This is a genomic window from Pseudomonas juntendi, from assembly GCF_021560075.1.
GTDB classification, from domain to species: domain Bacteria; phylum Pseudomonadota; class Gammaproteobacteria; order Pseudomonadales; family Pseudomonadaceae; genus Aquipseudomonas; species Aquipseudomonas juntendi.
On record NZ_CP091088.1, the window covers coordinates 4682243 to 4704399 of the forward strand.

Annotated in this window: 18 protein-coding genes; 7 read left to right on the top strand and 11 right to left on the bottom strand. The window is 62.9% G+C overall.

Translation table 11 applies throughout. The features are described 5' to 3' along the window. Positions 1-78: 78 nt before the first annotated feature. Positions 79-387 carry a ribosome assembly RNA-binding protein YhbY gene (gene yhbY / locus L1P09_RS21720; RefSeq protein WP_009685341.1) on the top strand — a complete coding sequence of 103 codons (309 nt, stop codon included), beginning with the start codon at positions 79-81 and terminating at the stop codon, positions 385-387. Positions 388-546: 159 nt separating this feature from the next. Here yhbY and L1P09_RS21725 read toward each other — a convergent pair whose 3' ends face one another. The 8 genes from L1P09_RS21725 to grpE all read right to left on the bottom strand — a co-directional run bounded on the left by L1P09_RS21725 (position 547) and on the right by grpE (position 10895). Further along, positions 547-987: an MFS transporter gene (locus L1P09_RS21725; protein WP_080709202.1), complete on the bottom strand. Its 441-nt coding sequence runs from the start codon at positions 985-987 to the stop codon at positions 547-549. Beyond that, the gene (gene greA / locus L1P09_RS21730) at positions 965-1447 is read right to left on the bottom strand and encodes a transcription elongation factor GreA (RefSeq protein WP_029885744.1); all 483 of its coding nucleotides are present in this window, start codon (positions 1445-1447) and stop codon (positions 965-967) included. Before greA ends, L1P09_RS21725 begins: the two co-directional genes overlap by 23 nt. Beyond that, on the bottom strand, positions 1444-4665 hold the full coding sequence (carB, locus tag L1P09_RS21735; protein ID WP_029885745.1) for a carbamoyl-phosphate synthase large subunit: 3222 nt from the start codon (positions 4663-4665) through the stop codon (positions 1444-1446). The genes greA and carB overlap by 4 nt, the downstream gene beginning before the upstream one ends. 105 nt (positions 4666-4770) lie before the next feature. Continuing rightward, positions 4771-5907 (bottom strand): glutamine-hydrolyzing carbamoyl-phosphate synthase small subunit, encoded by a 1137-nt coding sequence (gene carA / locus L1P09_RS21740; protein ID WP_235768091.1) that lies wholly within the window; start codon positions 5905-5907, stop codon positions 4771-4773. 265 nt (positions 5908-6172) lie between these two features. Next, positions 6173-6976 carry a 4-hydroxy-tetrahydrodipicolinate reductase gene (dapB, locus tag L1P09_RS21745; RefSeq protein ID WP_009685336.1) on the bottom strand — a complete coding sequence of 268 codons (804 nt, stop codon included), beginning with the start codon at positions 6974-6976 and terminating at the stop codon, positions 6173-6175. Positions 6977-6989: 13 nt separating this feature from the next. Beyond that, positions 6990-8114 carry a molecular chaperone DnaJ gene (dnaJ, locus tag L1P09_RS21750; RefSeq protein ID WP_009685335.1) on the bottom strand — a complete coding sequence of 375 codons (1125 nt, stop codon included), beginning with the start codon at positions 8112-8114 and terminating at the stop codon, positions 6990-6992. A 196-nt stretch (positions 8115-8310) separates the two neighbouring features. Next, complete coding sequence (gene dnaK, locus L1P09_RS21755; RefSeq protein WP_009685334.1) at positions 8311-10236, bottom strand: molecular chaperone DnaK; 1926 nt, start codon at positions 10234-10236, stop codon at positions 8311-8313. A 101-nt stretch (positions 10237-10337) separates the two neighbouring features. Next, on the bottom strand, positions 10338-10895 hold the full coding sequence (grpE, locus tag L1P09_RS21760; RefSeq protein ID WP_009685333.1) for a nucleotide exchange factor GrpE: 558 nt from the start codon (positions 10893-10895) through the stop codon (positions 10338-10340). Between the two features lie 193 nt (positions 10896-11088). Between grpE and recN the strand changes: the two genes are divergently transcribed. Next, positions 11089-12762: a DNA repair protein RecN gene (recN, locus tag L1P09_RS21765; protein WP_235768092.1), complete on the top strand. Its 1674-nt coding sequence runs from the start codon at positions 11089-11091 to the stop codon at positions 12760-12762. Positions 12763-12886: 124 nt separating this feature from the next. Here the strand turns inward: recN and fur are convergent, their stop codons facing one another. Continuing rightward, positions 12887-13291: a ferric iron uptake transcriptional regulator gene (gene fur, locus L1P09_RS21770; protein WP_009685331.1), complete on the bottom strand. Its 405-nt coding sequence runs from the start codon at positions 13289-13291 to the stop codon at positions 12887-12889. Positions 13292-13388: 97 nt separating this feature from the next. Here fur and L1P09_RS21775 point away from each other — a divergent pair, with 97 nt between their 5' ends. Then, the gene (locus L1P09_RS21775) at positions 13389-13925 is read left to right on the top strand and encodes an outer membrane protein assembly factor BamE (protein WP_009685330.1); all 537 of its coding nucleotides are present in this window, start codon (positions 13389-13391) and stop codon (positions 13923-13925) included. Between the two features lie 57 nt (positions 13926-13982). On the opposite strand, the gene L1P09_RS21780 is transcribed toward L1P09_RS21775, so the two are convergent. Then, positions 13983-14417, bottom strand: coding sequence for a type II toxin-antitoxin system RatA family toxin (locus L1P09_RS21780; protein WP_009685329.1), 435 nt, complete (start codon positions 14415-14417; stop codon positions 13983-13985). Positions 14418-14580: 163 nt separating this feature from the next. On the opposite strand from L1P09_RS21780, the gene smpB reads away from it, so the two are divergent. Next, positions 14581-15063 carry an SsrA-binding protein SmpB gene (gene smpB, locus L1P09_RS21785; protein WP_029887491.1) on the top strand — a complete coding sequence of 161 codons (483 nt, stop codon included), beginning with the start codon at positions 14581-14583 and terminating at the stop codon, positions 15061-15063. Positions 15064-15232: 169 nt separating this feature from the next. Here smpB and L1P09_RS21790 read toward each other — a convergent pair whose 3' ends face one another. After that, positions 15233-16000 carry a GntR family transcriptional regulator gene (locus L1P09_RS21790; RefSeq protein ID WP_054881451.1) on the bottom strand — a complete coding sequence of 256 codons (768 nt, stop codon included), beginning with the start codon at positions 15998-16000 and terminating at the stop codon, positions 15233-15235. A 255-nt stretch (positions 16001-16255) separates the two neighbouring features. On the opposite strand from L1P09_RS21790, the gene L1P09_RS21795 reads away from it, so the two are divergent. The 3 genes from L1P09_RS21795 to L1P09_RS21805 all read left to right on the top strand — a co-directional run bounded on the left by L1P09_RS21795 (position 16256) and on the right by L1P09_RS21805 (position 22021). Next, positions 16256-17926, top strand: a complete 1671-nt coding sequence (locus L1P09_RS21795) for a lactate permease LctP family transporter (RefSeq protein ID WP_235768093.1) — start codon at positions 16256-16258, stop codon at positions 17924-17926. A 63-nt stretch (positions 17927-17989) separates the two neighbouring features. After that, positions 17990-19135, top strand: coding sequence for an FMN-dependent L-lactate dehydrogenase LldD (gene lldD, locus L1P09_RS21800; protein ID WP_009685323.1), 1146 nt, complete (start codon positions 17990-17992; stop codon positions 19133-19135). 75 nt (positions 19136-19210) lie between these two features. Next, positions 19211-22021 (top strand): FAD-binding and (Fe-S)-binding domain-containing protein, encoded by a 2811-nt coding sequence (locus L1P09_RS21805; protein ID WP_235768094.1) that lies wholly within the window; start codon positions 19211-19213, stop codon positions 22019-22021. Positions 22022-22157: the final 136 nt, after the last annotated feature.

Below are 22157 nucleotides of genomic sequence, written 5' to 3' on the forward strand. Positions count from 1 at the left end.
TGATTGACTGGGCGGAGCCGGTGGCCCTCGGGTAAAATGCCGGTCAATTTTACAGAATCAGACGGAAAGGGTCAGATTATGCCGCTCAATAACGAGCAGAAGAAGCAATACAAGTCCATTGGTCATGACCTGAAGCCGGTCCTGATCGTTGCTGGCAACGGTTTGAATGAAGGCGTGGTCGCCGAGCTGGAACGCGCACTGGTCGATCATGAACTGATCAAGGTCGAGATTCGCTCGGAAGACCGCGAAGAACGCGCCGAGACCATCGCCGAGCTGTGCAAGGCCGGCCGCGCCGAACTGGTGCAGACCATCGGCAAGAAAGCCCTGATCTACCGCAAGAACCCACAACCGAACAAGCAGCTGTCCAACATTCACCGTTACAAGTAACGGAAAGGATAGCGCGCCGCCTGTGTAGGAGCGGCCTCGTGTCGCGATGGGCTGCGAAGCGGCCCCCTGCAATATCTGTGGTTAAGCTGATATCTGGGGGCTGCTTCGCAGCCCATCGCGACACAAGGCCGCTCCTACCAGGGACTGCAACAGCCTGGGCTAGCGCCTGGCTTTGACCGGCACCGGCTGGGCCACCAGCACGATGCCGGAGAAGCCCAGCACCAGGAAGCAGAACATCTGCCAGCGCTCGCCAACGGAAATGCCGTAACGCAGGGTGTAGTACCCCACACATGCGCCGAAGCCGAGCAACAGCATCTGGCCACGAAACTGCCGCCACCAGGCCGCCAGGCCTTCCACCCTTGCAAGCACAGCCAGCTGGGTCAACAAGCCAAGCAACGCCACGCCGATCAACCAGCGGTCGATCTGCCCGGCGATATCCTGCACCAGCAGCGGCGCCAGACCGCTGACCTTGAGCGCAGGCACCAGCCCCACATGGAACACCCACAGGCCACCGACCCAGAACACCTGGGCCAATTGCCAGAGGATCCCCTCAAGGGATGGCGCCCGCAGGCGCCGGTCAGATGTGTTTGACTTCGACAATCTCGTACTCGACCGTACCGTTAGGCGTCTTGACGACAACGGTATCCCCTTCTTCCTTGCCAATGATGGCACGGGCAATCGGGGCGCTGTTCGACAGCTTGCCTTTCTTCACATCGGCTTCATCTTCGCCAACGATCTGATAGGTCACTTCTTCATCGGTTTCGGTGTTGGCCAGCACCACGGTGGTGCCAAAAATCACCTTGCCGGTGTGAGCGATGGTGGTGACGTCGATCACCACCGAGTTCTGCAGGCGGCCTTCGATATCGCGGATACGCGCCTCGACCATGCCCTGCTCTTCACGCGCGGCATGGTATTCGGCGTTTTCCTTGAGGTCGCCCAGCTCACGCGCTTCACCAATGGCTTGGCTCAGGCGCGGGCGCTCGGTCTTGCTCAGGAAGGTCAGCTCCTCTTCCAGGGCGCGAGCGCCCTGGACGGTCATCGGGTATTTGGTAATGCTCATGCTTTGAGTCCTGCATGCAGATCCTGCAGGCGACGAACAGTCTTCTCTGGACCGAATTTCAACGCCTCGCAGATGGCTTCACCAGCCGCAATGGTAGTGGTGCAGTAAATCTTGTGCTGCAGCGCATTGCGACGAATCGAGTAGGAGTCGGCGATCGACTGGCGGCCTTCGGTGGTGTTGATGATCAGCGACACTTCGTCGTTCTTGATCATGTCGACCACGTGCGGGCGGCCTTCGGTCACCTTGTTCACGCGGCGCACTTTCAGGCCAGCCGCCTCGATAACCTTGGCGGTGCCGGCAGTAGCAACCACTTCGAAGCCCAGGGCGATCAGGTCACGGGCAACGCCAGCCACTTGTGGCTTGTCGTCGTCACGCACGCTGATGAACGCGGTGCCGCCAGTAGGCAGCACTTCGCTGGCACCCATCTGGGCCTTGGCGAAGGCTTCACCGAAGCTGTCACCAACACCCATGACCTCACCGGTCGATTTCATCTCAGGGCCGAGGATCGGGTCAACCCCTGGGAACTTGGCGAACGGGAAGACGGCTTCCTTGACGCTGTAGAAGTTCGGGATGATTTCCTGGGTGAAGCCCAGCTCTTTCAGGGTTTTGCCAGCCATGACGCGGGCCGCGATCATGGCCAGGGAAGTGCCGATGCACTTGGACACGAACGGCACGGTACGCGATGCACGCGGGTTGACTTCGATCACGTAGATCTTGTCGCCCTGCAGGGCCAGCTGCACGTTCATCAGGCCGACCACGCCCAGCTCCAGGGCCATTTTCTTGACCTGTTCGCGCACTTCGTCCTGCACGCCCTTGCTCAGCGAGTAAGGTGGCAGCGAGCATGCCGAGTCACCGGAGTGAACGCCGGCCTGTTCGATGTGCTGCATGATCGCGCCGATGACCACGTCGGTACCGTCGCACACCGCATCCACGTCCATTTCGATGGCGCAGTTGAGGAAGTGGTCGAGCAGTACCGGGCTGTCGTTGGAAACCTGAACAGCCTCACGCAGGTAGCGCTTGAGCTCGTCCAGTTCGTAGACGATCTCCATGGCACGGCCACCCAGTACATAGGATGGGCGCACGACCAGCGGGTAGCCGATGCTGCCGGCGGCACGAATGGCCTCTTCTTCGCTGCGCACGGTCGCGTTTGGCGGCTGCAGCAGGTTCAGGCGCTGGACCATCTGCTGGAAGCGCTCGCGGTCTTCGGCACGGTCGATGGCGTCCGGGCTGGTACCGATGATCGGCACACCGGCCTCTTCCAGGGCGCGCGCCAGTTTCAGCGGGGTCTGGCCGCCGTAGTGCACGATCACGCCTTTGGGCTTCTCGACGCGGCACACTTCCAGCACGTCTTCCAGGGTCAGCGGCTCGAAGTACAGGCGGTCGGAGGTGTCGTAGTCGGTGGAAACGGTTTCCGGGTTGCAGTTGACCATGATGGTCTCGTAACCGTCGTCACGCAGCGCCAGGGCCGCGTGTACGCAGCAGTAGTCGAACTCGATACCTTGGCCGATACGGTTCGGGCCACCACCCAGGATCATGATCTTGTCACGGGTCGACGGGTTGGCCTCGCACTCTTCCTCGTAGGTGGAGTACAGGTAGGCGGTGTCGGTGGCGAACTCGGCGGCGCAGGTGTCGACGCGCTTGTACACCGGGAACACTTCGAGCTTGTGGCGGTGGCGGCGCAGGTTCTTGTCGGTGATACCCAACAGCTTGGCCAGGCGCTGGTCAGAGAAGCCCTTGCGCTTGAGGCGCAGCATGTAGTCCTTGTCGATGGCCGACAGGGCCAGGGTCTTGACCTTCTCTTCTTCTTTGATCAGGTCTTCCATCTGCACCAGGAACCACATGTCGATGCCGGTCAGATTGAAGATTTCTTCGCAGGTCATGCCCGAACGCATGGCGTCGGCGACATACCAGATACGCTCGGCACCCGGCACGGTCAGCTCGCGCTTGAGGATGCTGGCAGCTTCCGGGCTGGCCAGGTCGACTTTCGGGTCGAGGCCGCAAGCGCCCACTTCCAGGCCACGCAGGGCTTTCTGCAGGGACTCCTGGAAGGTACGGCCGATGGCCATGACTTCACCCACGGACTTCATCTGGGTGGTCAGGCGGGCGTCGGCCTTGGGGAATTTCTCGAAGGCGAAGCGCGGCAGCTTGGTGACCACGTAGTCGATCGACGGCTCGAAGGAGGCCGGGGTACGGCCGCCGGTGATGTCGTTCTGCAGCTCGTCGAGGGTGTAGCCGATGGCCAGCTTGGCGGCGATCTTGGCGATCGGGAAGCCGGTAGCCTTGGAGGCCAGTGCCGAGGAACGCGAAACGCGCGGGTTCATCTCGATCACGACCATGCGGCCGGTGTTCGGGCAGATACCGAACTGCACGTTGGAACCGCCGGTTTCCACACCAATTTCACGCAGCACCGCCAGCGAGGCGTTGCGCATGATCTGGTATTCCTTGTCGGTCAGGGTCTGCGCCGGGGCAACCGTGATCGAGTCACCGGTGTGCACGCCCATCGGGTCGAAGTTCTCGATGGAGCAGACGATGATGCAGTTGTCCTTTTTGTCGCGGACCACTTCCATCTCGTACTCTTTCCAACCGATCAGCGATTCGTCGATCAGCAGTTCCTTGGTTGGCGACAGGTCCAGGCCACGGGTGCAGATTTCTTCGAATTCTTCACGGTTGTAGGCAATACCGCCGCCAGTGCCGCCCATGGTGAACGACGGGCGGATGATGCAAGGGAAGCCCAGCTTCTCCAGCACCGCATTGGCCTCTTCCATGCTGTGGGCGATACCCGAACGCGGGCACTCCAGGCCGATGTCCTTCATGGCCTTGTCGAAGCGCGAGCGGTCTTCGGCCTTGTCGATGGTGTCGGCGTTGGCACCGATCATCTCTACGCCGAACTTTTCCAGAACGCCGTGGCGCTCCAGGTCCAGGGCGCAGTTCAGTGCAGTCTGGCCACCCATGGTCGGCAGCACGGCGTCTGGGCGCTCTTTCTCGATGATCTTGGCCACCGACTGCCACTTGATCGGCTCGATGTAGGTGGCGTCGGCCATGGCCGGGTCGGTCATGATGGTGGCTGGGTTGGAGTTCACCAGGATGACGCGGAAACCTTCCTCGCGCAGGGCTTTGCAAGCCTGGGCGCCGGAGTAGTCGAATTCACAGGCCTGGCCGATCACGATCGGGCCAGCGCCGAGAATCAGGATGCTTTTGATGTCTGTACGTTTTGGCATGGTGGTCACTCAAATCCGGGGTCAGTCGGCAAGCCGCTTTGAACAATCTGGGTCAGGCGCTGCCGGGCGCGGCGTGTGCCGGCCCGGGGCCTTGAAGCAGGATGCTCAGCGGCGCTTGGCCATGGCATCGGTGAAACGATCGAACAGTGGCGCGACGTCGGTCGGGCCTGGGCTCGCTTCAGGGTGGCCCTGGAAGCTGAACGCGCTCTTGTCGGTACGCTCGATACCCTGCAGGGTGCCGTCGAACAGCGACTTGTGGATGGCGCGGACATTGCCCGGCAGGGTGGCTTCGTCAACGGCAAAGCCGTGGTTCTGGCTGGTGATCATGACCACGCCGGTGTCCAGGTCTTGCACCGGGTGGTTGGCACCGTGGTGGCCATGGCCCATTTTCACGGTCTTGGCACCGGAGGCCAGCGCCAGCAACTGGTGGCCCAGGCAGATGCCGAATACCGGAATCTCGGTTTCGAGGATTTCCTTGATGGCCTGGATGGCGTAGTCGCACGGCTCGGGGTCGCCAGGGCCGTTGGACAGGAACACGCCGTCCGGGTTGAGCGCCAGCACTTCGCTGGCCGGGGTCTGGGCCGGCACCACGGTCACGCGGCAGCCACGGGCAACCAGCATGCGCAGGATGTTCAGCTTGACGCCGTAGTCGAAGGCCACCACGTGGTAGGGCAGGTCGGCCGCGTCGATGGTCGGGTGGCTGTCGGTTTTCAGCTCCCACACGCTGGAGCGCCACTCGTAGCGTTCCTTGGTGGAAACCACCTTGGCCAGGTCCATGCCCTTGAGGCCCGGGAAGCCACGGGCAGCGGCGATGGCCGCCTCTTCGCTGATGTTGTCACCCGCCAGGATGCAGCCGTTCTGGGCGCCCTTCTCACGCAGGATGCGGGTGAGGCGACGGGTGTCGATGCCGGCGATGGCAACCACGTTGTTGGTCTTGAGGTACTCCGGCAGCGACTGGGTGTTGCGCCAGTTGCTGGCCAGCAGCGGCAGGTCACGGATGACCAGGCCGGCGGACCACACGCGGTTGGACTCGGCGTCTTCCGGGGTGGTACCGGTGTTGCCGATGTGCGGGTAGGTCAGGGTGACGATTTGCTGCGCGTAGGAAGGGTCTGTAAGGATTTCCTGGTAGCCGGTCATAGCGGTGTTGAATACCACCTCACCAACGGTCTGACCGTCGGCACCAATGGCTTCACCGCGAAAAATACTGCCGTCGGCAAGGGCGAGTATGGCTGGCTTTGTCAAGAAGACCTCCCGTAAATCAAGCATGAAAGGGCGATCGCAGGTTGCAAAAAAGCGGAGTGACGTATGGACACGTCACCCCGCTTTCATGTGCTGAATTCAATTCGCTGCGCGCTTTTAGTGGACACACTAAAGCTGTAGCTTACAGAAAAGTGCGTTTTCGGTCTACCGCATATGTGCCTCTAAAACACATCGATGCGACAGGCCGACTATTGTGTTGGGTTCTTCGCGGGCTTGCCCGCGAATGACCCAACACAGCCCTCACTGCTTAACGCAGATCAAGCACATCCTGCATGTCGTACAGGCCAGGCTCACGCCCGTCGAGCCACAGCGCCGCACGCACCGCGCCCTTGGCGAAGGTCATGCGGCTGGAGGCCTTGTGGGTGATCTCCAGGCGCTCGCCTTCTGCAGCGAACAGCACGGTGTGATCACCGACCACGTCGCCGGCACGTACGGTGGCAAAGCCGATCGTCTTGCGGTCGCGCGCGCCGGTCTGCCCTTCACGGCCATACACGGCCACTTCCTGCAGGTCGCGGCCCAGCGCGTTGGCAACCACTTCACCCATGCGCAACGCCGTACCCGAAGGGGCATCGACCTTGTGGCGGTGGTGCGCCTCGATGATTTCGATATCCACATCATCGCCCAGCACGCGCGCCGCCATGTCGAGCAACTTCAGGCTCAGGTTGACGCCAACGCTGAAGTTGGCAGCGAACACGATTGGAATGTCCTTGCCCGCCTCGGCCAGCAACTGCTTTTCTTCGACGGTGAAACCGGTGGTACCGATGACCATGGCCTTGCCGTGCTTGCGGCAGAACGCCAGGTTCTTCAGGGTGACCGACGGGTGGGTGAAATCGATCAGCACGTCGAACTCGTCCACCACCTTGGCCAGGTCGTCGGACAGCAGCACACCAATGCGCCCCAGGGCCGCCAGTTCACCGGCATCGGCGCCGACCAGCGAGCTGTCCGGGCGGTCGACCGCCGCCGTCAGCCCGGCGCCGGGTTGCTGCTGCACGGCCTCGATGAGGGTCTTGCCCATACGCCCTGCCGCGCCCATCACTGCAATACGTCGCATAGCCTTTTCCTTGTCAGAGATCGCCGAAGAAGCGCTTCACGCCATCGAACCAGCCACTGGCCTTGGGCGAGTGCGAGCTGTCGCCTTCCAGCGAATCACGCAGCTCTTCGAGCAGTTCGCGCTGGCGGCGGCTGAGGTTGACCGGGGTTTCCACCGCCACACGGCACAGCAGGTCACCGGCACCACCACCGCGCACCGGCGCCACACCCTTGCCACGCAAGCGGAACTGCTTGCCGGTCTGGGTGCCTTCCGGAATACGCAGCTTCACGCGGCCATCGAGGGTCGGCACTTCCAGCTCGCCGCCCAGGGCAGCATCGGTGTAGCTGATCGGCACTTCGCAGTACAGGTGCTTGCCGTCACGCTGGAAGATCTCGTGCTCACGCACACTGATCACCACATACAGGTCGCCGGTCGGGCCACCATGGGTGCCGGCCTCGCCTTCACCCGACAGGCGGATGCGGTCACCGGTATCGACACCGGCCGGCACCTTGACCGACAGGGTCTTGTATTCCTCGACGCGGCCTTCGCCGTGGCACGAGGTGCAAGGGTCGGTGATGATCTTGCCCTGGCCATGGCAACGCGGGCAGGTTTGCTGCACCGAGAAGAAGCCCTGCTGCATGCGGACCTGGCCGATGCCACCACAGGTGGGGCAGGTCGACGGGGTGGAGCCCTTCTTGGCGCCGGAGCCATCGCACGGCTGGCAGTTGACCAGGGTCGGCACACGGATGCTGACCGTAGTGCCGCGCACCGCTTCTTCCAGGTTCAGCTCCAGGGTGTAACGCAGGTCGCTGCCACGCTGGGCGCCACCGCGTCCGCCACCGCGGCCACCGCCGAAGAAGTCGCTGAACACATCGCCGAAGATGTCGGAGAAGTTTGCGCCACCGAAACCAGGGCCGCCGCCACCCATGCTCGGGTCGACACCGGCATGGCCATACTGGTCGAACGCCGCGCGCTTGCTGGCATCAGACAGCACTTCGTAGGCCTCGTTGGCCTCTTTGAACTTGTCTTCGGACTCTTTATCGCCCGGGTTGCGGTCCGGGTGGTATTTCATCGCCAGACGGCGATAAGCCTTTTTGAGGTCTGCCTCGGTGGCGCCGCGCTCGACACCCAGAACCTCATAATAATCACGCTTGGACATAGGTCATTTGCACCTTGTTGGGCGTGTGGCATCTGCGCCACGCCATCAGCACCTGCGCTCGCCCAGCGGGGCCGCTGACAGATGCTGTAAAAATTCTCGAATTCCAGATACGCCAACGCGGGAGCAAGCCCCCGCGCGGCGACATCCTACCAGTTCACCGACAAACCACGGTGAACTGGCCGACAACATGCAACGATTACTTCTTGTCGTCGCCTTTGACTTCTTCGAACTCGGCGTCAACCACGTCATCGTGCTTGGCTTCCGGCTCGGCCTGCTGCGCGCCACCCTGAGGCTGTTCGGCCGACTGTTCGGCGTACATCTTCTGGGCAACCGGGGCAGAGACCTTGGACAGCTCTTCGACCTTGGCGTCGATGGCGGCCTTGTCGTCGCCTTTGACAGCGGCTTCCAGGGCAACCACGGCAGCCTCGATGGCGGTTTTCTCTTCAGCGGTAACCTTGTCACCGGCGTCAGCGACCATCTTGCGAGTCGAGTGAACCAGCGCATCACCCTGGTTACGGGCAGCAGCCAGCTCTTCGAACTTGCGGTCTTCCTCGGCGTTGGCCTCGGCGTCACGCACCATGCGCTCGATTTCTTCGTCCGACAGGCCGGAATTGGCCTTGATCACGATCGACTGCGACTTGCCGGTGGCCTTGTCTTTGGCGCTGACGTGCAGGATGCCGTTGGCGTCGATGTCGAAGGTCACTTCGATTTGCGGGACACCGCGTGGCGCTGGCGGAATGTCGGCCAGGTCGAACTTGCCCAGCGACTTGTTCTGCGCAGCCTGCTTACGCTCACCCTGCAGCACGTGAATGGTCACAGCGCCCTGGTTGTCGTCGGCAGTCGAGAACACCTGCGACTTCTTGGTCGGGATGGTGGTGTTCTTCTCGATCAGCGAAGTCATCACGCCGCCCATGGTTTCGATACCCAGGGTCAGCGGGCTGACGTCCAGCAGCAGCACGTCTTTCACGTCGCCAGCCAGCACCGCGCCCTGAATGGCAGCACCCATGGCCACGGCTTCGTCCGGGTTGACGTCCTTGCGGGCTTCTTTGCCGAAGAAGTCAGCAACGGCCTTCTGCACCAGCGGCATACGGGTCTGGCCACCGACCAGGATCACGTCGTCGATCTTGCTGGCGTCGATGCCGGCGTCTTTCAGCGCTACGCGGCATGGCTCGATGGTACGGGTAACCAGGTCTTCGACCAGCGACTCCAGCTTGGCGCGGGAGATTTTCACGTTCAGGTGCTTCGGACCGGTGGCATCTGCAGTGATGTACGGCAGGTTGACGTCGGTCGACTGAGCGGACGACAGCTCGATCTTGGCTTTTTCAGCAGCTTCTTTCAGACGCTGCAGGGCCAGTGGATCGTTCTTCAGGTCCATGCCCGACTCTTTCTTGAACTCGTCGACGAGGTAGTCGATCAGGCGCATGTCGAAGTCTTCGCCACCCAGGAAGGTGTCGCCGTTGGTAGCCAGTACTTCGAACTGGTGCTCGCCGTCGACTTCGGCAATTTCAATGACCGACACGTCGAAGGTACCACCACCCAGGTCATAGACGATGACGGTGTGGTCGCCCTTGGCCTTGTCCATGCCGTAGGCCAGTGCAGCGGCAGTCGGCTCGTTGATGATACGTTTTACGTCCAGGCCCGCGATGCGGCCGGCGTCTTTGGTAGCCTGGCGCTGGCTGTCGTTGAAGTAGGCCGGCACGGTGATTACCGCTTCGGTCACGGCCTCGCCGAGGTAGTCTTCGGCGGTTTTCTTCATTTTCTTCAGCACTTCAGCGCTGATTTGCGGCGGTGCCATGTCTTTGCCGCCCGCTTGTACCCAAGCGTCGCCATTGCTGGCCTTGACGATTTTGTAGGGCACCAGCTTGATGTCTTTCTGCACGACGTCTTCTTCGAAGCGGCGGCCGATCAGGCGCTTCACGGCGAACAGGGTGTTGTGCGGGTTGGTGACGGCCTGGCGCTTGGCCGACTGGCCAACCAGGATTTCGCCATCGTTGGCGTAGGCCACGATCGAAGGGGTAGTACGCGCACCCTCGGCGTTTTCGATGACTTTGACGTTACCGTTTTCCAGAATAGAGACGCACGAGTTAGTGGTCCCCAGGTCGATACCGATGATCTTGCCCATGTTAACTCTCCCGAAACTTGAATTTGGTAGCAGCGACTAATTTGGCCAACTGCGGTAATACTTGAAGGCTTGACACCTAGATGGGGATGCCCCGACGGATTTCAAGCCTTTTCATTGATCGAGGGTTGCGCCGCGCTCGGCGCCTTGCTGACCACCACCATGGCGGGGCGCAGCAGGCGGCCGTTGAGCAGGTAGCCCTTCTGGAACACGTTCAACACGCTGTTAGGCTCTACGTCAGCGCTTTCCTGCATGGCCATGGCCTGGTGGTGCTCAGGGTTGAACGGCTGGCCATGCGGGTCGACCGCTTCGAGGTTGTAGCGCTTGAGGGTGTCCTGGAACATTTTCAGGGTGAGCTCCACGCCTTCGCGGATCTGCTTGACGTTTTCATCCTCGGCGCTGGAGTGGGCCAGGGCCAGTTCCAGGCTGTCGATCACCGGCAGCAGGTCGCTGGAGAATTTCTCCAGGGCGAACTTGTGGGCTTTCTCGACATCCTGCTCGGCGCGGCGGCGCACGTTCTGCAAGTCGGCCACGGCGCGCAGCGATTGGTCCTTGGCGGCGGCCAGCTGTTCCTCGAGTTCCAGAACACGGGCATCCGCAGTGGCTTGGGCACCGGTTTCTTCAACATTAAGGTCTTTTTCGTTCAGCTGTTCGTCAGCCATGGGGTCTCTCCTGCGCAATTTTGTGGACTGCGAGCCAGGCTCGCCTTGGTTGTCGGCTATATGGGGCCGGAAAAACCAGCTTCAAGGGGCAAGCGGGTTTTCAGGCACAAACAGAATCCGCCAAGAGGCATTGGCAGGCCTGAAAAAAGTACTGTATAAATAACCAGACCTGACTTTTCGGGAGCCGCCCCCCATGCTGGTGCACCTGTCCATTCACAACTACGCCATCGTCGAACACCTCGACCTCGAAATCGCCCGCGGCATGTCCGTCATCACGGGCGAGACCGGCGCTGGCAAATCGATCATGCTCGACGCCCTCGGCCTGGCCCTGGGCGACCGGGCCGACAGCGGCGTGGTGCGCCCTGGCACCGACAAGGCCGATATCCTGGCCACCTTCGACCTGGTGGACATTCCCGAGGCGCACACCTGGCTGGCCGAGCGCGACATGGACAGCGACGGCCTGTGCATTTTGCGCCGGGTCATCACCGCCGAAGGGCGCAGCCGGGGCTACATCAACAGCACCCCGTGCCCGCTCGGCGACCTCAAGGCCCTGGGCGAACTGCTGATCGACATCCACAGCCAGCATGAGCACCAGTCGCTACTGAAAACCGACACCCACCGCCGCCTGCTAGACGAGTACGCCGGTGCTGTCGACCTGGCCCGCCAGGTGCAACTGGCCGCCAAACGCTGGCAGCAAACCCGCCTGGAACTGGAGCGCCTGTCCAACTCCGGTGACGAGCAGCGCGCCCGCCATCAACTGCTCAGCTACCAGCTGGAAGAGCTGGACAACCTTGCCCTCGGCGAGCACGAGCTGGAACAGCTGGAGCAGGAACACAAGAACCTGACCAGCGCCGAAGCCCTGTTCGGTATCTGCCGCCAGGTCATCGACCAGTGCAGCGAAAGCGATTCGGGCAACGTACTCAGCGCCCTCACCGCCAGCCTCAACCGCCTGGGCGCCGCCACCCAGCCGCCCAAGGCGCTGACCGAGGCGGCCAACCTGATCGCCAGCGCGCAGATCCAGGTTGAAGAAGCGGTGGGTGAGCTCAACCGCTTCCTGGACAACTTCGATGCCGACCCGATGCGCCTGCAGGCACTGGAGGAGCGCCTCGACACCATCTATACCCTGGCGCGCAAACACCGTGTGCACCCGACCGAGCTGCCGCACCTGCAGCAGCAACTGATGGAAGAGCTGGAAGGCCTGAACGCCAGCGATGAATCGATTGAACAGCTGGGCGAAGAGCTGGCTGCGTACGCCCAGCACTATAAAGAGCGGGCCAGCGAACTCAGCGCCCTGCGCCGGCAGGCCGCCCAGCAGTTGGCGGTGGCGGTGGAACAGGAAATCCAGCGCCTGGGCATGCCTGGCGGGCGCTTCCGTATCGAGCTGACCCCGCACGAGGGTACGGAACTCTCGCCGCATGGCCTGGAGCAGATCGAGCTGCTGGTCAGCGCCAACCCGGGGCAACCCCTCAAGGGCCTGGCCAAGGTTGCGTCGGGTGGCGAACTGTCGCGCATCAGCCTGGCGATCCAGGTGATCACGGCACAGACCTCGCGCATTCCCACGCTGGTATTCGATGAAGTGGATGTGGGTATCGGCGGGCCCACCGCGGAAATCGTCGGCCAGTTGCTGCGCCGGCTGGGTGAGCGCGGCCAGGTGCTGACCGTGACCCACCTGCCGCAGGTGGCAGCGCAGGGGCACCACCACCTGTTCGTGCACAAGGTGCGCAACAGCGACACCACCCACACCGCCGTGGCCAGCCTGGGCAAGCGCGAGCGCGTGGAAGAAGTCGCACGCATGCTGGGCGGCATCGACCTGACCAAGGAATCCCTGGCGCATGCGCGCAAGATGGTGGTCACCAGCAAGGCCTGAAGCCACTGGATTTCCGGGGCCGCTTGCGGCCCTGTCGCGACGCAATGCCGCTCACTGACCTACTGCCCCTAAAAGCACAAAGGCGACCCGAAGGTCGCCTTTGCTGTCCATAACGATTGAATCGTTACTTCTTCTTACGCACGTACAGGACCAGATTGTGGTCCACCAGTTCGAAACCGTGTTCCTCTACGATTTCACGCTGACGCTTCTCGATGGCGGCGTCCATGAACTCGATGACTTCACTGGTATCCACGTCGACCATATGGTCGTGGTGACCGCCATCGGCCAGTTCGAATACCGCATGACCGCCGTCGAAGTTGTGGCGAACCACCAGACCCGCCGCTTCGAACTGGGTCAGTACGCGGTACACGGTAGCCAGGCCAACGTCCTCGCCAGCCTCCATCAACGCCTTGTAGACATCCTCGGCGCTCATGTGACGCTGCTCGGCAGAGTCGAGCATCTGAAGGATCTTGACTCGAGGCAGGGTTACCTTGAGACCGGCTTTGCGTAATTCGCTATTTTCAACCATGGTCAGCTTTCTCGCCGATGCTGCTTCGCAGCTTCTCTTAATACGGGTATGATCGGGGTTTACGTTGTCCAGCCAAGATAGTGGAAGTCGCCCACCGATGCAAAACACCAAGCTCTTGCTAAACAGCCTCGCCCTCGCGGGACTGCTCGCACTCGCCGGTTGCTCGTTTCCCGGGGTTTACAAAATCGACATCCAGCAGGGCAATGTCGTCACGCAGGACATGATAGACCAATTGCGCCCGGGAATGACCCGACGGCAAGTGCGGTTTATCATGGGCAACCCGCTGATTCAGGACACTTTCAACACCAACCGTTGGGATTACCTGTACAGCCTGCAGCCTGGTGGCGGCCAACGCCAGCAGGAGCGCATGAGCATTTTCTTCAACGACAGCGACCAACTGGTCAGCCTGTCTGGCGACTTTATGCCAGGCGTTAGCCGCGACCAGGAAATTCTGGGTGGCAGCAGCGATACCACGGTCAGCCCCGGCACCGAGCCAGGCCAAACCGAGCAGCCAGCCACGCAACCGGCGGAGCAACCTGCCAAGCCTGGTTCGACCGAAGAGGCCATCCAGCGCGAAATCGATACCATCGAGACCACCCCGGTGCCTACGCCAGCACCGCTGGAAACCCGGTAATCGAAAGCAACAAAAAAGCCCGGACTTGTTCCGGGCTTTTTGTTGCTGCCTGCCTGATCAGCCGTTCAGTTGCTTGGCACGCTGGCAGAACGCATCGACCAGGGTATTCGCCGCCTGGTTGAACAGCGGCCCCAACGTGGCACGCACAATGGGCCCGGCATAATCGAACGACAGGTCCAGGCTGATTTTGCAGGCCTTCTCGCCCAAAGGCTTGAACACCCACACCCCATGCAATTGGGTAAAGGGGCCCTCCTCCAGGTTCATTTCGATGGACTGCCCGGGCACCAGCACGTTGCGCGTTACAAAGTGCTGGCTCATGCCCCCCTTGGCCACTTCGAGCTTGGCACGCATGTGCGTTTCGCTGCTGTCGATCACCGTCGCGGCCGAGCACCACGGCAGGAACTGCGGGTAGCTGGCCACGTCGTTGACCAGATCGTAGAGCGCCTGGGCGGGGTATGGCAGCAGGGCGGAGCGTTGAATATGGGTAGTCATCCAGGCGTCACTTCCAAGGCTGGGTGGCGGCGCTTCGCAGCGTGCCAAAAACAGATTCTGTCGGCAGGACAGGGCTTGTATTGTCCGGTATTCATTGCGGTGGCTCAAGCACACCGAAATCCCATAGCGAACGACGCACGGTCTTGCCTATAATGCCGGCCCTATGGCTAAACAAAAGAAACATCCGACCGGGACCATCGCGCAGAACAAAAAAGCGCGACACGATTACTTCATCGAACACAAGTTCGAGGCCGGGCTGGTCCTGTCCGGTTGGGAAGTAAAAAGCCTGCGAGCCGGCAAGGCGCACCTCGTGGACAGCTACGTGCTGCTCAAGGACGGTGAGGCCTGGCTGTTCGGCAGCCACATCACCCCGCTGACCACGGCCAGCACCCACGTGATCGCCGACCCGATGCGCACGCGCAAGCTGCTGCTGAACAAGCGCGAGCTCGAGCGCCTGGAAGCGGCGGTGGCGCAAAAGGGTTACACCTGCGTGGCGTTGTCGCTGTACTGGAGCAAGCACCTGATCAAGTGCGAAATTGCACTGGGCAAGGGCAAGAAGGAATTCGACAAGCGCGACACCGTGCGCGAACGCGATTCCAACCGCGAGCTGCAGCGGGCGGTGCGCAACAAGGGCAAGGAAGACTAAAACCTTCTTTGTCAGCAGCGCGGTCAGTGTAGGAGCGGCCTTGTGTCGCGATGGGCTGCGAAGCAGCCCCAGCAATCTCGGCTCATTGCCGAAGCCCAGGGGCCGCTTCGCAGCCCATCGCGACACAAGGCCGCTCCTACATTAACCGCACATGCATGAAGAGACCGAGTCAACGCCCGCTACGCCGCTCCGCCCGCGCCACCCGCTGCGCCTCCTCATGCGCCTCTTCCAGCACTTCCTGCACATACAGAATGTGCCGGCTGGACACCTCTCGCGCCTCCTCCGCCCTGCCCTCGACAATCGCCAGGTACAGCTCGCGGTGCTGGCTGATCAGCATGTCACGGGTCTCGGTCCGCTGCTGGTACATGCCACCAATGTTGGTCACCACGTTGCGCTTGAGCAGGTCGAACAGGCCACGAATGGTGTGCAACAGCACCGCGTTATGGCTGGCCTCGGCAATTGCCAGGTGGAAGCGCGCATCGGCCGCGCCCTCCTCGGCCCGGGTCACTTCATCGACCCTGGCGTAGCAGTCCTGCAGCGTGTCGAACGCCGCCTTCAGCCGCGCCCGGTCTGGCTCGGTAGCGCGCTGCGCCGCGTAATACGCACAGGACGCCTCCAGTGTATGGCGAAACTCGAGCAGGTCGCGCTGGGCCTCGGGGCTGTGTTCCAGCAGCTGCAACAGCGGGTCACTGAACGTGGACCCCAGCGACTCGGCGACAAAGTTGCCGCCCCCCTGCCGGCTGACCAACAAGCCCTTGGCCACCAGTTTCTGGATCGCCTCACGCAGTGACGGGCGCGACACGCCGAACTGTTCGGCAAGCGCACGCTCGGCGGGCAGCCGCTGCCCCGACGTGAGGGTGCCCTCCAGAATCATCGCTTCCAACCGATCGACAATGTCGTCGGACAGGCGCCGTTGGCGAACCTGATCAAAAACCATCACATGCTCTCCACAAACCCCGGCACACACCCGGGGGGGCCTATTCTCGCCGATCCAGCGCGCGCGAACACCCACCAGGCCACGATTTTCCCGGCACATCAGCTGCCCGCTCATCGGCACGCGACCAAAGTTTTGCACGGGACAAATTGACACACCCACGACAGCGCTTTTAACCTAGCGACCAGCCATTGTAAATTGGTCTTACCAATTATCCAATGCCAGCGCCTGACCAACAACAATTAGGGGCCACCCCATATGCAAACCTGGCAACAACTCTATAGCCCGCTTGGTAGTCTTGGCCTGTCCGCACTGGCGGCGGTCATTCCCATCGTATTCTTCTTCCTTGCCCTTGCCGTGTTCCGCCTGAAGGGCCACGTGGCGGGTAGCATTACCCTGGCCTTGTCGGTACTGGTGGCCATATTCGCCTTCCAGATGCCGGTCGACATGGCGCTGGCTGCCGCAGGTTACGGCTTCCTTTACGGCCTTTGGCCAATTGCCTGGATCATCGTTGCCGCGGTGTTCCTGTACAAACTCACGGTCAAGAGCGGCCAGTTCGAAGTGATCCGCAGCTCGGTGCTGTCGATCACCGACGACCAGCGCCTGCAGGTACTGCTGATCGGCTTCTGCTTCGGCGCGTTTCTGGAAGGTGCGGCAGGCTTCGGCGCGCCGGTGGCCATCACCGCCGCACTGCTGGTCGGCCTGGGCTTCAACCCACTGTACGCCGCCGGCCTGTGCCTGATCGCCAACACCGCACCGGTCGCCTTCGGCGCCCTGGGCATCCCGATCATCGTGGCCGGCCAGGTGACCGGTATCGACGCCTTCCACATCGGCGCCATGACCGGCCGCCAGCTGCCGCTGCTGTCGCTGTTCGTGCCGTTCTGGCTGGTGTTCATGATGGACGGCCTGCGCGGTGTGAAAGAAACCTGGCCTGCCGCCCTGGTCGCCGGCCTGAGCTTTGCCGTAACCCAGTACTTCACCTCGAACTTCATTGGCCCCGAGCTGCCAGACATCACCTCGGCCCTGGCCAGCCTGATCTGCCTCACCCTGTTCCTGAAAGTGTGGCAACCCAAGCGCGCGTTCGGCGAAGCCAAGGCCAGCGTGGGTGCCGCCGTGGTGCAGCCAAGCGGCAGCCAGCCAAGCCCTTACAGCTTTGGCGAAATTTTCAAGGCCTGGTCGCCGTTCCTGATCCTGACCGTGCTGGTCACCATCTGGACCCTGAAACCGTTCAAGGCCGCCTTCGCCCCGGGCGGCGCGATGTACAACTTCGTGTTCAACTTCGCCATCCCGCACCTTGACCAACTGGTGATCAAGACCGCACCGATCGTGGCCGCGCCAACCGCCATGCCCGCAGTGTTCAAGCTGGACCCGATCTCCGCCACCGGCACCGCGATCTTCCTCTCGGCGCTGATCTCCATGGCGGTGCTGAAAATCAATTTCAAAACTGGTCTTACCACTTTCAAGGAGACGTTCTGGGAGCTGCGCTGGCCCATCCTTTCGATTGGCATGGTGCTCGCCTTCGCCTTCGTCACCAACTACTCGGGCATGTCGTCGACCATGGCCCTGGTGCTGGCCGGCACTGGCGCGGCGTTCCCGTTCTTCTCGCCGTTCCTTGGCTGGCTGGGTGTGTTCCTGACCGGGTCGGACACCTCGTCCAACGCCCTGTTCAGCTCGCTGCAGGCCACCACCGCCTACCAGATCGGGGTCAACGACACCCTGCTGGTAGCGGCCAACACCAGCGGCGGCGTGACCGGCAAGATGATCTCGCCGCAATCGATCGCCGTGGCCTGCGCCGCCACCGGCCTGGTCGGCAAGGAATCCGACCTGTTCCGCTTCACCGTCAAGCACAGCCTGTTCTTTGCCACCATCGTCGGCCTGATCACCCTGATCCAGGCTTACTGGCTGACCGGCATGCTGGTTCATCACTAAAGTGAAAGGGGCCGGGCGCCATCGGGCGCCTGGCATACCCCCCAAGCAACGCTGCGAGAATCCATGATCATTTCTGCCTCTACCGACTATCGCGCCGCGGCCCAACGCAAGCTGCCTCCTTTCCTGTTCCACTATGCCGACGGCGGTGCCTACGCCGAGCACACGCTGCGCCACAACGTCGCCGACCTGGCAAGCATTGCCTTGCGCCAGCGCGTGCTGAAGAACATGTCCGAGCTCAGTCTGCAGACCACGCTGTTCGGCGAAACCCTGAGCATGCCCGTGGCCCTGGCCCCGGTCGGCCTCACCGGCATGTACGCCCGCCGTGGCGAAGTGCAGGCGGCGCGGGCAGCGGCGGCCCATGGCATCCCGTTCACCATGTCTACGGTGTCGGTGTGCCCGATCGAAGAAGTGGCGCCAGCCATCGACCGCCCCATGTGGTTCCAGCTGTACGTGCTCAAGGACCGCGGCTTCATGCGCAACGCCTTGGAGCGGGCCAAGGCGGCCGGGGTCAAGACCCTGGTGTTCACCGTGGACATGCCCGTGCCCGGCGCCCGCTACCGCGACGCCCACTCTGGCATGAGCGGCAAGCACGGCCCGCTGCGCCGCGTGCTGCAAGCCATGACCCACCCCGAGTGGGCCTGGGACGTGGGCGTGATGGGCCGCCCGCACGATTTGGGCAACATCTCCAAGTACCGGGGCAACCCCACTGGCCTGGCCGACTACATCGGCTGGCTGGGCAACAACTTCGACCCGTCCATTTCCTGGAAGGACCTGGAGTGGATCCGCGAGTTCTGGGACGGCCCGATGATCATCAAGGGCATCCTGGATGCCGATGACGCCCGCGACGCGGTCAAGTTCGGTGCCGACGGCATCGTCGTGTCCAACCACGGTGGCCGCCAGCTCGACGGCGTGCTGTCCAGCGCCCGCGCCCTGCCGGCCATTGCCGATGCGGTGAAAGGTGACTTGAAGATTCTCGCCGACTCCGGCATTCGCAGCGGCCTGGATGTGGTACGCATGATCGCCCTGGGTGCCGACACCGTGCTGATTGGCCGCGCCTTCCTCTATGCGCTGGCCGTGCATGGCCAGGCCGGGGTGAAAAACCTGCTGGAGCTGTTCGAGAAGGAAATGCGCGTAGCCATGGTGCTGACCGGCGCCAAGACCATCAGCGAAATCACCCGCGACTCGCTGGTACGCGAACTGGGCGCCTGAGCGCCTGCACCAACGACCGCCTGATAGACCCGGGGCATGTGGCACGCAGAGGCCACAGCCCCGCGAGGAGACTGCATGAGCCTGCCCGCCGCGTTTCTGCGTGATGCCGAGCGCCTGATCCCCGCCGCACGCCGTTTCGACGACCCCACCTCGACGCTGGCCTTCGGCACCGACGCCAGCTTCTACCGGCTGATCCCCAAGCTGGTGGTGCGCGTCGAGTCCGAAGACGAAGTGGTCGGCCTGATCAAGCTGGCCCAACGCGACCGGGTACCGGTCACCTTCCGCGCCGCCGGCACCAGCCTGTCTGGCCAGGCCATCAGCGACTCGGTGCTGATCGTGCTGGGCGATAACTGGAACGGCCGCGAGATCCGTGGCCAAGGCGAACAGATCCGCCTGCAACCTGGCGTGATCGGCGCCCAGGCCAACGCCTGGCTGGCCCCGTTCGGGCGCAAGATCGGCCCCGACCCGGCCTCGATCAACGCCTGCAAGATCGGCGGTATCGTCGCCAACAACGCCAGCGGCATGTGCTGCGGCACCGCCCAGAACACCTACCACACCCTGGCCGGCCTGCGCCTGGTGCTGGCAGACGGCACCCGCCTGGACAGCGAAGACCCGGCCAGCGTGGCAGCCTTTGAAGCCAGCCATGCCGAACTGCTGCAAGCGCTGGCCCGGCTGGGCCGCGAAACCCGCGCCAACACGGCATTGGCCGAACGCATCCGGCACAAGTACCGGCTGAAGAACACCACCGGCCTGTCGCTGAACGCGCTGGTGGACTACGACCAGCCGCTGGATATTCTGCAGCACTTGCTGGTCGGCTCCGAAGGTACCCTGGGCTTTATCAGCGCTGTTACCTACAACACCGTGCCCGACCACCCGCACAAAGCCAGCGCCCTGCTGGTGTTCCCCAGCGTGGAAAGCTGCTGCCGCGCGGTGCCGGTACTCAAGCGCCAGCCGGTGTCGGCCGTGGAACTGCTCGACCGCCGCAGCCTGCGCTCGGTGCAGGACATGGCCGGCATGCCGCTGTGGGTGAAAGGCCTGTCGGCCAACGCCTGCGCCCTGCTGATCGAGTCACGCGCGGCCAGCCAGAGCCTGCTGCACGAGCAACTGCAGCAGGTAATGGCCTCGATCGCCGACTTCCCGCTGGAGCAGCGCGTGGACTTCAGCGAAGACCCGGCGGTGTACAACCAGCTGTGGAAAATCCGCAAAGACACCTTCCCCGCCGTCGGCGCCGTGCGCCAGACCGGCACCACCGTCATCATCGAAGACGTTACCTTCCCGGTCGAGCAACTGGCCGAAGGCGTGAACCGCCTGATCCAGCTCTTCGACAAGCACCGTTATGACGAAGCGATCATTTTCGGTCATGCCCTCGAAGGCAACCTGCACTTCGTGTTCACCCAAGGGTTCAACAGCGCCGAAGAGGTTGCCCGTTACCAGGCGTTCATGGACGACGTGGCACAGCTGGTGGCCGTGGAGTTCGGCGGTTCGCTGAAGGCCGAGCACGGCACCGGGCGCAACATGGCACCGTTCGTGGCGCTGGAGTGGGGCCACGACGCCTACCAACTGATGTGGCAGCTCAAGCGCCTGCTCGACCCCAACGGCATCCTCAACCCCGATGTGGTGCTGAGTGACGACCCGGCCATCCACCTGAAGAACCTCAAGCCACTGCCCGCCGCCGACGAAATCGTCGACAAGTGCATCGAGTGCGGCTTCTGCGAACCCGTGTGCCCGTCCAAGGGCCTGACCCTCAGCCCACGCCAGCGTATCGTGATGTGGCGGGACATCCAGGCCAAGCAGCGCGCCGGCGTCGACACCCGCGAGCTGATGCGCACCTACCAGTACCAAGGCATCGACACCTGCGCTGCCACCGGCCTGTGCGCCCAGCGCTGCCCGGTGGGCATCAACACCGGCGAGCTGGTAAAGAAACTGCGCAGCCAGGCTGCCGACCACGGCAACACCGCCAACTGGCTGGCAGACCACTTCCCCACCGCACTGGCCGGCGCCCGCCTGACCCTGACCGCAGCCAACAGCGCGCGCAAGCTGCTCGGCGCCCCACGCCTGGGCCGCCTGAGTGCCACCCTGCGCAAAGCCAGCAACGGCCGCCTGCCGCAGTGGACGCCCGCCATGCCCCAACCGCTGCGCCCGGTCGCCTTCGGCCAGGCCAGCAACGACGCCCGCCCACGGGTGGTGTACTTGGCGGCTTGCGTGTCCAGGGTAATGGGCCCGGCCTATGCCGACCGCGAGCAAAGCTCGCTGCTGGACAAGACCCGCGCCCTGCTGGAAAAGGCCGGCTACCAGGTCGTGTTCCCCGACAACGCCGACAGCCTGTGCTGCGGCCAGCCGTTCGCGTCCAAGGGTTACCCCGAGCAGGCCGAACACAAGCGCCAGGAGCTGATCAACGCCCTGCTGCACGCCAGCCGCGGTGGCCTTGACCCGATCTACTGCGACACCAGCCCCTGCACCCTGCGCCTGGTACAAGACCTGGGCGACACCCGGCTGGACCTGTACGACCCCGTGCGCTTCATTCGCACGCACCTGCTCGAACGCCTGGAGTTCACCCCCCAGGATGAGCCGGTGGCCGTGCACGTGACCTGCAGCACCCAGCACCTGGGCGAAAGCCAGGCCCTGATCGACCTGGCCCGGCGCTGCAGCAAGCAGGTAGTCATCCCGGAAGGCATTCATTGTTGCGGGTTCGCTGGCGACAAGGGCTTCACCACCCCCGAGCTCAACGCCCACTCGCTGCGCAGCCTGAAGGATGCCGTGCAGTACTGCAGCGAAGGCATTTCCACCAGCCGCACCTGCGAGATTGGCTTGAGCAGCCACAGCGGCATCGACTACCACGGCCTGGTCTACCTGGTGGACCGCGTCACCCGCCCCCGCAGCCTCTGAAGCCTGCGCGATCCATCGTGGGAGATAACACCCCCCTACGGGCTGCGCTGTCGCGAAGAGACCTCAGTTCGTAAGCGCGACGCGCCCTGTGTGGGAGCGGGTGTGCCCGCGAAGAATCCAGCGCGGTAGCTGGCAC